The organism is Candidatus Korarchaeota archaeon NZ13-K (assembly GCA_003344655.1).
GTDB lineage: Archaea > Korarchaeota > Korarchaeia > Korarchaeales > Korarchaeaceae > Korarchaeum.
The window spans coordinates 1-11,520 of record MAIU01000030.1; the positions used below are offsets into that span (position 1 = coordinate 1).

Genomic DNA, 11,520 nt, shown 5'->3' on the forward strand with positions numbered 1-11,520 from the left:
TCACCTCTATGATCGCTATCCTCCCCCTGAAGCCCGCCACTATATCCGCTGATGGATGCGCCGAGACGCCGCTCCCGGCCACCCTCACGGCGCCTATCCCAAGGCTCCAGAACCTCTCAAGCAAGTCCCTCTCGGCCCTTATTCCCTTCCTCCTGACTCCCATCAGGTCCCACCCGTCAGGTTTATCGAACCCTCGGAGGTCACCAGCACGGTATCCTCGTACTGAACCACGAACCTGCCGGACACCTCGACGAGGGGCGGATATGATATTAGGGCTCCTTTCTTGGCCAAGCGCAGCAGTATATCATTTATCCTGCCACCGATCTCGCTGAAGAACCATCTCTCACAGAAGGGAAGCTTGCTGTAGTTCCTCTCTATCAGTCTCATGACCCTCCTCTCCCTCTCGTCCCTCGAGCTCACCTTCCTCCTCATCGAGAATATCAGGGGCTCACCAAATGAAACCACGTAACCCTTTGAATCGGGTGAGGTCACGAAAGGCTCTATAGCAAAGATATCCCCCTTCTTCACCCTGTAATTTCCCCTGACTGGGATGTTTGGGACATCCACCCCCGCATGAAGCTTGTAAACCTCTATCTTATGACCCGTGAGATTGCTTATGGGCTTGTACCCGGAGGAGACTATGGTCTCATAGATGACCTCGCTCACATCTATCAGCCTACTTCCGGGGGCGATCCTGGCCACGGCCTTGATCACCGCCTCCCTCGCGACCTCCACCATCTCCTCATACCTATCATCCAGCACCACGGTCCTGGCGGCGTCGACTATCAGGCCCCCGGCATGCGATCCCATGTCCAGCTTCACGACCGAACCGCTCAAAACGATGCTCTCATCCCCGGGGAAGGGCGTGTAGTGGGCGGCCGTCTGATTCAGCGATATGTTCGTGGGGAATGCCGGCTCGTATCCCATCTCCCTTATCCTGCTCTCAGACTCCTCGGCTATGTCGAGCAACCTCACCCCCTCCCTGACCCTTTGGAGCATGTCCTCCAGCACCGATGAGTGAGCCTCACCCAGCCTCATTAGCGTCTCGATCTCCTCCTCTCCCATGGACATTCGACTCCCCGGAGCTATTGGAAGGAAATTAAAAATAGGGTTCGCATGCTCCTATGATCTATGAGGAGGATCCGCCTCGGGGAAAGCGGGAGGGAGGAGGTAATCATAGAGGTTGTTGAGGTGCTTAAGAGGGGGGGCCTCGTGATATACCCCACGGACACCGTCTACGGGCTGGGAGCTGACGCCGAGAATGAGGAATCCGTGAGGAGGGTCTACGAGGTCAAGGGGAGGCCCGGGGAGAAGAGACTCACGATAGCCGTCAGCGATATTGACATGCTCGAGAGATACGCCCTGCTCGATGAAATCAGCAGGGAGCTCATCCTGAGGTTCCTCCCCGGGAAGGTGACGTTCATACTCAGGAAGACATCAAGGGTTCTGGATCTCGTCAATCCGGAGGCGATAGGGGTAAGGATCCCCAACCTGCCCATCGTTCTGGAGATCATAAGGTGTTTCGGAAGGGCGATAACAGCCACTAGCGCCAATATATCCGGGAGACCTCCAAAATTGGACCCCGATGAGGCCGCTAGTGAGGTTAAAGCGGATTTACTGCTCGATTACGGTGTACTGCCGCCCAGCAAACCATCCACCGTAGTCGATTTAACTGGGGGAGAACCCGTACTCATCAGGGAGGGTGATGTCCCATTCGAAGCGATACTGAGGGAGTATCGGAGGATAACATCATCTCGCTTGGGATAGAGTCCACGGCCCACACCTTCGGCGTGGGGGTGGTTGATGCAGCCGGGAGGGTGCTCTCCAACAAGTGGCGCACGTTCTCCTCGATGAGCGGGGGGATGAGGCCTCATGAGCTCGCCGAGCATCACTCCAGCGTAGCCTTGGAGGTACTGGAGGAGGCTCTCTCGTCGGCTGGAGTGTCTATCAGGGACATTTCGGTCATAGGATATTCCAGAGGACCTGGAATCGGTCAGGCACTTTTAATCGGGGCTTTCATTGCGAGATCCCTCTCCTTGAAGCTAAATAAACCGTTGATAGGGGTGAATCATCCGCTGGCGCACGTGGAGATAGGGAGGATGATCACGGGCTCCAAGGATCCCGTGGTGCTCTACGTCTCCGGAGGTAACACGCAGGTGATATCCCATAACGGAAGGAGGTATGTGGTTCTGGGGGAGACCTTGGACATAGGTCTCGGAAACGCTCAAGATCGTCTGGGCAGGGAGCTGGGACTCCCATTCCCACCGGGCCCCCTCATGGACTCCATGGAGGGGAACTGGATCGAGTTACCGTACACGGTCAAGGGCATGGATCTCTCATTCAGCGGACTGCTAACGGAGGCATTGAGGAAGCTCAGATCGGGAGCTAGAAAGGAGGACGTGGTATGGAGCTTCATGGAGGTCGCTTTCTCGATGACCGTTGAGGTTGCCGAGAGGGCCCTTGCCCTCACCGGCAAGGATGAACTGTTATTAGTTGGAGGGGTGGCGGCATCCCCCAGGTTCAAGGAGAAGGTGAGGAGGATGTGTGAGGAAAGAGGTGCCTCTTTAAAGGTCCCACCACCGGATCTGGCCAGGGATAATGGTGCCATGATAGCTTGGACCGCGCTACTATGTCACTTACACGGAATATTCCCACCGGAGGATCCCGTCAGCTCCCACATACTACCTGAATGGAGGATAGACGACCTCAACTGGCCGCTCATCTGAGCGGGTGTCTCCCATGGCCGGGAAGAAGTTCAACATATGCCTCTCAGGACTAACCGGGAGCGGGAAGAGCACGCTGGCTAGGAGGCTCGCCGAGAGATACGGATTGGAGAGGATATCCGGGGGGGAGCTCCTGAAGGAGCTAATCGCTGGGAGCGAGAGCTTGGAGGATCAGGGATGGTGGGAGAGGGATCAGGCCCGTGAAGCGCTGGATAGGAGGCTGGAGGATCCCAGATATGATCTTGAGGTTGATAGAAGGCTCATGGAGCTTGCGAGGGAGGGAGGATACGTCCTGGATTCATGGACCATCGCGTACCTGCTGGACTGCGATGCCTGCATAAAGATATTCCTCAAGGCGGATTTGGATGTGAGGGCCTCTAGAGTAGCTAGTAGGGACAAAATAAGCATTGAAGAGGCAATGAATAGAATAAAAGTCAAGGAAGAAAGGACGTATGAGATATATAAGAGAATTTATGGGTTCGATCTAGCCAAGGATCTAACTCCCTTCCATCTCGTCGTGGACACAACGAGGATGGAGCCCGATGAAGTGTTTCACCTGGTGAGCTCTTACATAGACATAATTATCAGTAAAATTCGGGAAAAGAATTAGATTAATTGGTATTAAGCGGGCATATTTTTAATTATTTTTACGTCTGATCCCTAGGGGGACTTCAAGCTTAAAATAGGGTTCCCGCCCAATTGTGATGAAGGGAAGTTGACGGTGGAGCTGCAGAGGGAAGTTGAGGAGATAAGAAGACGCTTCAGGATAGTCGGGAGGAGAGAGGAGCTCAAGAAGATGCTGATAGCCGTAAGAAGCGGTAAGCACATCCTACTGGAGGGACCCGTTGGAGTGGGGAAGACTCTGCTCGCTAGGGCGCTCGCTGAGTACCTTTGCAGGGACTTCGTGAGGGTCGATGGTGATGAGAGGCTCGATGAGAACAAGCTCCTGGGTCACTGGGATCCCCCAACGGTGCTGAGGATGGGATACGTCGAGGAGGCATTCATACCGGGACCGCTCACCAGAGCCGCTCTATCTGGATCCATCCTATTCATTAATGAATTAAATAGACTTCCCGAGTCTGCTCAAAATGCTTTATTACCAGCGATGGATGAGGGGATAATACAGATCCCTCACCTGGGCACTCTGAGGGCGAAGGAGGGGTTCCTGATAATAGCCACCCAGAACCCGGAGGAGGATATAGGGGTCTACAGACTATCGGAGGCGCTGAAGGACAGGTTCGTTCTGGTGAAGCTGGATTACCCGAGTAGGGATGAGGAAATAGAGATAGTGAAGACCCACATCCCAGAGGTCGATGATAGGATCGCTGAGATAAGTGTTGATATAGTCAGGAGGACTAGGGAGCATCCGAGCATAGTGAGGGGCTGCTCTGTCCGCTCCTCCATCGATCTGGCCAAGATAACAAGTCTGATGGACGGTGGTGATGAGAAGTGGTACACCTCGGCTTTGATGACCCTGCCCCAGAGGATAGAGACGAGCGACTCAAGCGCGGATAAGGAGAAGCTCATAAGGGAGCTCGTTAGGTCGGTCTTGGATGGATATAAACCGGATTTTCCCGCGCAGAGGGACCTGCAAAGGTCCCGATGACTCTTAAACTTAAAAACATGGGCTTCCAAATACAGAGGGATTTTCAGAGCCTGAACTTCGAGAACCTAAGGAAGTTGGCCGACCATTACCTGATGGAAGGTGATCTAAGGGGACTTCTGGACCTCTCGAATTATAGTCAGATATTGGTGGCTGAATCTATCTCTGAGGGAGGATTTCCGGAGAAAGCGTTGATCTCGATTGAGAGGGATCCTGAGACGGCCGTGAGGCTCTACAGGCAGGTCAGGTGGAAGTTGAATGAGAGGGCCAGGGAGATCTTCAGGAGGCTCATATCGAAGGTGGTGATAAGGGCATCATGCGGAGACGTGAAGGGCCTCACGACCGAATCAAGGGATTACGTCCCTTACTCACCAGGCATGGAATTCGATCTGGAGAGGACGATTGAGAGGATCATCGAGAGGTGCAAGAGGATTGAGGAGGTTGACTATGACGATATAGTAGCTTCCACTAAGAGCAGGAGGAACAGGTCCCTGGTTATCATATTGGATTCGAGCGGCTCCATGACCGGTAAGAAGATACTCATAGCCATGATGATAGCAGCCATAGCATCCCATAAGCTGAGGGAGGGGAGGTACTGCGTCATCGGATTCAACAGTGACGCTTTCGTGATGAAATCACCCACGGATAACAAGAGCGTGACCAAGGTTATAGAGGAGATATTAGATCTCGTTCCCCTAGGGTACACGAACATAGCGGAGGGCCTCAGGAGGGGGCTGGAGCTATCCCGCCATCTGAGGGACCCCGATTTCCTCCTAATAACGGACGGTGAGTACAACGTTGGGGAGGACCCGAGAAACGTGGCTAGGAGGTTCAGGAGTCTCAACGTGATCTACACAGCTGGAAGGAGGGGCTCCAAGGGATTGGCTCTCTGCGAAAGCATGGCAAGTCTGGGAGGAGGCAGATGCTTCACCGTGAGGGACTTCAGGGAGATCCCAGGCATGATGAGGAGGATCTTCGGCCATTGAAAATCAAGGTCTCACGGGAGTTTCGCGCGACCAGCGGCCCAGGAGTTTGGCTGCGATGAGTGAGCCCGCTGATGCTGAAAAGATAGCTTAATTTATGCTATGGACGTAAATGCTTATGATGTTAGCTTCAGAGGCGAGTAAATCATAATGATACTTTACAGATTTTCTCCCACATCGCCGAGGCGTGAACTTAAAACGGTTAAATATGGAATCGGGCATGTGAGGACCGGCGGGGGTGGCCGAGGGGTCCAAGGCGCCAGCCTTAGGAGCTGGTGGGTCCAGGCCCGCGTGGGTTCGAATCCCACCCCCCGCATCTATGTTGCTGAGCCCTCGAGAACTCTGGAGACGATCGGATTCAGCTCTACGATCTTCGTCTTTCCCTGCGATACCCTCCTTATGAACCTCATTGAGTCGAGCCTCTTCAACACCCTGGAGACCTTGCTCTTAGAGAACCCCGTCAGTTCCGGCAGATCTTTCTGCTCAATTCTTCCGTTATTCCTGTGGATTATCTCTAAAATACTTCTCTCATCCTTGTCCAGTTTCTCCAGGGCCTCCTCCAGCTTGAGGAGCGTCTCCTCGTCAACCTCATCAGCCTCGATTGGAGTTGGCAAGCCCCTCCCTCTCCCGTACCTGAGCCTTCTGGCCAGGGTGGTGACGAATACTGTCAAGCTCGCTGTGAAGGCGTTTGAGATCAGGAGTATTGGGATCATCTGCTCCGAGGGGGTCTGCTGAGGGACGGCATCCGTTCGGACGGGCTGCCCGGCCAGCTGACTCATGATCTTGAACTCTAGGATGAAGTCCCAGCCTCCCCCCCTAGGAGCTGGGAAGGGCGACCATATGGCCGTGAGCCTCTCCGAGAGTGGATCCATGCTCAGGGCTCCCTCCTGACCTATCCTCGTGACCCCGGCACCCCTTGGGAGTATGACCTCCATCACGGATTTGTTGTAATCCAAGGTGACGTTGGGCTTGTAGAACCTATAGGCGAACCTGTAGCTATCATCAAATTTCGCCAGAACGGTTGTTGGTTTCAAGGTGAAGCTGAAAGATATGTTCCTGGCCTCCCCGGGTTTCAGTCCCTCCTCGAAACCCACTAATATCGCATCTCCGAACGATTGCGTGCTGACCCTCTGTGCGTAGATCCCCCGAGACAGGGACCTTGCGTCAGAGATGCCCTTCTCCGGGTTCTCCATAGATATGCCTATGGGCACCACTGGAAACATCACCGCCCTAACAACTCCAGTGAAGTTTCTTGGGACCTTAATCTCAGCGATAACTGTGACCTTCACGGAGGAGTTCTCGAAGAGCTCTGCCGTCACCACCATCCTCGTTATTGTGACCTCCTGAGGGGGCTCCGCCCCTATCGCGATCGAGGACAGCGGGATGAGCAGGAGAGCGATGCCTAACAGGACCTTTGCAGTTCGTTTCATGGGCTCCCTCCTTTCCGAGATCTCCGGGACGGTCGGGTGAATAACTTTATTAAAGTATCTCGGCTACAGTCGATCGATCCTAGATTGAAAGTAGGTGGGCTCGCGGACCTGATCGAGTGGGTGGATGGGATAAACAGGAGAGCCTCTTCGGATCTAGCGGAGGTCGTGGTGGAGGGTAGGAGGGATGAGAGGGCCCTCAGGCTATTGGGGGTGCGAGCTAGGTTCGTTCGCGCCAGCGACCTCCTCAGGGAGCTGAGGGACGAGGGAGAGGCCAGAGTCAGGGGAAGAGTGTTTATAATATTGACAGATTTTGATAAGGAAGGAATTAAAATCTACGAAAAATTGAAGAAGAGAATAACTAGTTGCGGGGGAAATGTGGACGACATGCCCAGGGTCTCTTACCTGAGGATGGGTCTCCCACCACTACTGGAGGAGATAGAGGGATTCTTGGAGAGGAGGTTCCCGGATTGGGACTTGATAATAGGCTCTCGCTCAGAGTGGTCCTAGAGGCCGAGGTCTACCCGACCGAGGATGAGAGGAGGGTAATGCAGGCGATGAAGACCATAGTACCTTTCAGCGAGGAGGTGGATGACGTGGAGGTTCTGGAGGGTCCTGTAAAGCTCATCAGGGTCAGGAAGGAAGGACACGACTCCCTATCTAAATTGAGGAGCTCCCTCAGGAATAACAGGGTGCTAGATACTGCGAGAAGTCTGTTACTATCTAAGAGGGGTGAGATCAGGCCCCTGAGGTTCCACAAGCAGGCTGCCATGGTGGGAAGGATAAATCTGGTCGATGACGAGGAGTTCTCCCCAATGGGCGCCATAGTCCTGAGGATCGAGTACGAGGGGGATCCCACGATACTAGCTGACTGGCTCGCGCCCAAGACTGAGAGGGGCAGGCCTGTTGGTGAGGCGACCCTTCAGGATCTCCTTCGCGGTAGGAGGGAGGTCTCAAACATCTAGCGAGAGGAAATCCCTCGCCACCACGATCTCACCCTTGTAAGCTTTTGACGCTTCCTCCTGGAACCTCGGCAGATCCTCATCGGAGTACCTGGCGCTGAAGTGCGTTAAAGCGAGCTTCTTGACGCCCGCAGCTTCAGCAACCTCACCGGCCTCTAGGGCGGTGCTGTGACCGGTGGCCAGGGCCCTATCCTTGTGCTCCTCTAGGTAAGTGGCCTCATGTATGAGCAGATCGGCTCCCCTAGCGGCCTCTATGACTGACTCGGATGGCCTAGTGTCTGAGGAGTAGACCAGCACCGCCCCCCTCCTAGGAGGTCCCATGACCTCCTTAGGACTCACCACCCTACCATCCGGCAGCTTTATCGTGAAGCCCTTCTGAAGAAACCCTCTCATGAAGACGGGGATGCCCAATTCATCTGCTTTCTTCGGATCGAACTCTCCCGGTCTGTCTTTCTCCTTCAACTTCAAACCGTATGTTTCGAAGCCGTTGTGATCCACCTCGAAGAACTCGAGCGTGAATCTCCCCAGGTCCATCGGCCTCCCTACCTCTATGCTCGAGAATATCACCCTGAACTGGGGCTTGGATCCGGTTCCCTCCAGTATTGAGCTCAGGAGGGGTTCGAGAGCCCTGGGCCCTATTATCTTGAGCTCGGAGCTCCTCTTGAGTATGCCCAGTGTCTGTATCATGGGAAAGAGGCCGAAAAAATGATCTCCATGCAGATGAGTTATCACTATTTTATTCACATCCATAAGGCTCTCCTTACCCCTTATCATCTGCCTTTGTGTTCCTTCACCGCAATCCAACAGTATGGACTCTCCTCCCAACTTCACCAAGATCGCGGGCAGCCCTCTGTCATTCGTGGGAACAGCGGAGCTCGTCCCCAGGAACTTTACCCTCATAGGATGGCAGATCCCCTGACCAGATTTTAAAATCTCCCCGGGCCGGTGGTCATCCCCGGGTCCTAATTTTCAGAAAAACATGCTAGAAAGCTTCCCTGCTTCAGCGGTGAGATGAATGGCGTCGATAGGTTTAAATAATCATGAACCTCATTAAAAAGTATGGATCAATAATCCCGAGTCCCTCCTGGAGGGATAGGGATAACGGGGTCGTGGCAGACCCCTTGCTTCTAAGGTGGGATGGATGCAGGTGGGAGCCTAGAAGGGCTGTGAACACCGAAGAGATGAACGCCGTAGAAGCAAGAATCCCTCTTAAGCAGGGGGAGTGTCAAGTGGCCCTCGAATGGTCCATGAGCTCCCTTAAGCTCCAAGATCCGAGAAAGATGAGAAGCGGCGGAGCGCCCGATGGGAGTGGGTGAAAGCATTTATCGGGGGCTCACCTGGCGCTCTGGGGCGATGAGGCCGGAGGGGACGACTGAGCCGGTGATGTTGCACCCCTCAAGCCGAGCCCCTCCATCCCACGGAGGCCGTACACGTAGCTAACCCCCAGAAGCTCGGCAAGATCCCTGTCAAGGGCGCCTAGGTCCTCGCTGGAGAGCTCATCAAGCCCGCACTTCCCCAGAGCGAATGCGATCACTTTCAGTCCCCTCTCCAGTTCCCTCAGGTAGCTCACCACCCCGGCTGCGCAGCCCCTCAGCTGGGTGGAGGATCCGAGGATCCTCCTGAGACCGCTGGACTGTCCGCTGAGGCAGGCCTTCCTCAGAGCTTCGCTCAGCTCCACCGCGCTGGCCCCAAGGGCCAGGGACTTCGCGATTTGGGAGCAGTCCCTCAGCTCGCTCGAGATTATGAGGCTCATCCTCACCCCACGCTCCCTGGCCCTCACCACCGCCCCTAGGCAGGCGATCAGGGGCAGGCCCGCTCCGATGGCTCCGGCCTCTATGGTAACCGCATCGGCCCCTTCCCTCCCAGCTATCTCTATCACCCTGTCCAGGTCCCGGTAGGGACCCGTCCTCAGGAAGACCCTGACCCTCGGGAAGTTGTTCCTGATGGACCTGATCCTGCCGGCCAGCACCTCCTCGGTCATCGTCCTCGGGATTGGGAGCTCCGGTGCCTCCAGGTTCGAGGGACGAACTGAGCCGGCCAGGGCGCTTATCTCGAAGGCCAGCAGTCCCTCATCCACGTAGGGATCCAGATCGGGGTCCGTGTACACCCTCTCCCAGAGCCTCACACCATCCTCGGGGGCCTGCCGCACCACCAGTCCCCCCAGCCCCTTCATGCTCTCCAGGTGGGCCAGGGCGATCTCCTTGAATGAGGGGAGTCCGGATTTCTCATCATGGCCCTCGGGAGCGATAGCTAGGGAGAGAGGTGCTCCCATCTCAGCGCATCCCCTCGCTATCTCCAAGCTCATGGGATCGCGTAACCAGGTCAGCGAGCAGACCACCGGGATCCTCGCCCTGAACCCACCGATCGAGGTTTCAGTGATCACCTCCTCTTGCGACGGCTCCCTCAGCAGCTCCATCCCCCTCCAGAACCTACCAGGCGTGAACTGAGGGGGGAGCAGGATCAGCTCATCGAGCGAGGGCCTTTCAGCTCCCTCAGGGTATCCCGAGGACCGAGCCCTCAAGGCGTGTGCACCCCCGGAACCTTGGGAGCCGGCCTGGCGAGGTGGACCGATGGGAGATCGCAGACGTACTTCACAAGCCTCTCCATCCCGATGCCGAAGCCGGCCGTCGGCTTTCCGTGATCCCTGAGGAACTTCAGGTACCATTCGTAGGGCCCCGGATCCTCACCGCTCTCCATCATCCTGGCGAAGACCCTTGATGCCTCATATTCCCTTGCAGCCCCTGATGATAGCTCCCCATGACCCTCGGGCGCCAGGAGGTCGAAGTCCATGAGAGTTCCGGGTCTGTCAGGGTACTCTCGATCGTAGAAGCCCCTCGCTCCCTTCGGGTAGTCCTGGATGAAGAAGGGCTGATCCTGAATCTTGGAAAGGTACCACTCCCACTCCCATGGGATCTCGGCAGTGAAGCTGAGCCTCTCCCGGGGTCTCCTGACGTTGAACCTCCTCTCCAGTTCCCTCAAGACCTCATCCCTCCTGGAGTGATCCATCAGGAGCTCAACAGCCTCCCTGTGCGTCATCCTCTTCAGGGGAAGCCTTATGTCTGGGAGTTCCCTCCTCTCGGATCCGAAGAACTCCCAAATCCTCTTCAGCCGGTCCTCATAACCCCTAACCTCATCAATCACGTGCTTGAGCAGTCTCTCCGCTATCCCCATGACCTCGAGGTGATCGGCGCCTCTCACCTCCAGATCCACCTGAACGAACTCGGCTAAGTGACGACCCGTCCTTCCGGCATCGATGGGCTCGTGCCTCAGGTTCGGATAGAAGAAGTAGACCTTCCCTTCCTCCATCGCGGTCGCCAGCAGTTGCTTGTAGAGGATCCCGCTCCTCATTATCCTGTACTCCCTGCCGTAGTAGGGGATGCGGAACTCCTGAGCGCCCCTGGTGCCGGGATCCGTCACAGGACCTATCATTATCGGATCGAACTCCACGAACCCCTCCCCATCCAGGAACTCCCTTATCGCCCTAGCTATGATGTGCCTGAACCTGTAGACCTCCTGCATGATCGGATGGCTCACTATCCCGTATATGTCCCTGGAGAATTCCTCCGGCTGTATCGCCCGCTCCAGTCCCCTCGCCATCATGCGCCGGCAGACCGACCGCTCAATAAAAACCTTACTGTCATTATTACCTAAGATATCTTTTATTGATGTGAATATCACTTGAAATCGTCATTTATGGAGTCATAATTATAGAAAATTTGGTAGTAAGATGTCATAAAGACTTTATATAGATCAGGCCGCGCCTCAATGCGGCTGCGGGTTTCAAGGCTCAGATCTCACAGCATGTGGGTGATCACCCGGCAC

The 11,520-nt window shown here is 55.4% G+C and carries 13 protein-coding genes and 1 tRNA gene; 8 read left to right on the forward strand and 6 right to left on the reverse strand.

What is annotated here, in order from left to right:
* Both BA066_04450 and BA066_04455 read right to left on the reverse strand, forming a co-directional pair.
* On the reverse strand, positions 1-163 hold a 163-nt coding region (locus BA066_04450; GenBank protein RDD53423.1), incomplete at its 3' end, for a Holliday junction resolvase.
* Positions 163-1,071, reverse strand: a complete 909-nt coding sequence (locus BA066_04455; protein ID RDD53424.1) for a type II methionyl aminopeptidase — start codon at positions 1,069-1,071, stop codon at positions 163-165. The genes BA066_04455 and BA066_04450, both read right to left, overlap by 1 nt.
* A 60-nt stretch (positions 1,072-1,131) precedes the next feature.
* Here BA066_04455 and BA066_04460 point away from each other — a divergent pair, with 60 nt between their 5' ends.
* The 6 genes from BA066_04460 to BA066_04485 all read left to right on the forward strand — a co-directional run bounded on the left by BA066_04460 (position 1,132) and on the right by BA066_04485 (position 5,625).
* The gene (locus BA066_04460) at positions 1,132-1,767 is read left to right on the forward strand and encodes a threonylcarbamoyl-AMP synthase (GenBank protein RDD53425.1); all 636 of its coding nucleotides are present in this window, start codon (positions 1,132-1,134) and stop codon (positions 1,765-1,767) included.
* A complete protein-coding gene (locus BA066_04465; GenBank protein RDD53426.1) occupies positions 1,749-2,726 on the forward strand; it encodes a tRNA (adenosine(37)-N6)-threonylcarbamoyltransferase complex transferase subunit TsaD in 978 nt (325 codons plus the stop codon). The genes BA066_04460 and BA066_04465 overlap by 19 nt, the downstream gene beginning before the upstream one ends.
* A 13-nt stretch (positions 2,727-2,739) precedes the next feature.
* Positions 2,740-3,333, forward strand: a complete 594-nt coding sequence (locus BA066_04470; GenBank protein RDD53427.1) for a hypothetical protein — start codon at positions 2,740-2,742, stop codon at positions 3,331-3,333.
* A 105-nt stretch (positions 3,334-3,438) separates the two neighbouring features.
* A complete protein-coding gene (locus tag BA066_04475) occupies positions 3,439-4,329 on the forward strand; it encodes a MoxR family ATPase (GenBank protein ID RDD53428.1) in 891 nt (296 codons plus the stop codon).
* Positions 4,326-5,312 (forward strand): VWA domain-containing protein, encoded by a 987-nt coding sequence (locus BA066_04480; GenBank protein ID RDD53429.1) that lies wholly within the window; start codon positions 4,326-4,328, stop codon positions 5,310-5,312. Before BA066_04475 ends, BA066_04480 begins: the two co-directional genes overlap by 4 nt.
* A gap of 229 nt (positions 5,313-5,541) precedes the next feature.
* Positions 5,542-5,625, forward strand: a tRNA-Leu gene (locus tag BA066_04485).
* Between the two features lies 1 nt (position 5,626).
* Here the strand turns inward: BA066_04485 and BA066_04490 are convergent.
* Entirely contained in the window at positions 5,627-6,739 is a 1,113-nt protein-coding gene (locus BA066_04490) for a winged helix-turn-helix transcriptional regulator (GenBank protein ID RDD53430.1), read from the reverse strand.
* A gap of 362 nt (positions 6,740-7,101) precedes the next feature.
* Here BA066_04490 and BA066_04495 point away from each other — a divergent pair, with 362 nt between their 5' ends.
* Positions 7,102-7,701 carry a hypothetical protein gene (locus BA066_04495; protein RDD53431.1) on the forward strand — a complete coding sequence of 200 codons (600 nt, stop codon included), beginning with the start codon at positions 7,102-7,104 and terminating at the stop codon, positions 7,699-7,701.
* On the opposite strand, the gene rnz is transcribed toward BA066_04495, so the two are convergent.
* Complete coding sequence (rnz, locus tag BA066_04500; GenBank protein ID RDD53432.1) at positions 7,690-8,598, reverse strand: ribonuclease Z; 909 nt, start codon at positions 8,596-8,598, stop codon at positions 7,690-7,692. The genes BA066_04495 and rnz overlap by 12 nt on opposite strands.
* Before the next feature lie 140 nt (positions 8,599-8,738).
* Between rnz and BA066_04505 the strand changes: the two genes are divergently transcribed.
* On the forward strand, positions 8,739-9,014 hold the full coding sequence (locus BA066_04505; protein RDD53433.1) for a hypothetical protein: 276 nt from the start codon (positions 8,739-8,741) through the stop codon (positions 9,012-9,014).
* Positions 9,015-9,031: 17 nt separating this feature from the next.
* Here BA066_04505 and BA066_04510 read toward each other — a convergent pair whose 3' ends face one another.
* Positions 9,032-10,219, reverse strand: coding sequence for a hypothetical protein (locus BA066_04510; protein ID RDD53434.1), 1,188 nt, complete (start codon positions 10,217-10,219; stop codon positions 9,032-9,034).
* Positions 10,216-11,298: an asparagine ligase gene (locus tag BA066_04515; protein RDD53435.1), complete on the reverse strand. Its 1,083-nt coding sequence runs from the start codon at positions 11,296-11,298 to the stop codon at positions 10,216-10,218. Before BA066_04515 ends, BA066_04510 begins: the two co-directional genes overlap by 4 nt.
* Positions 11,299-11,520 lie beyond the last annotated feature (222 nt).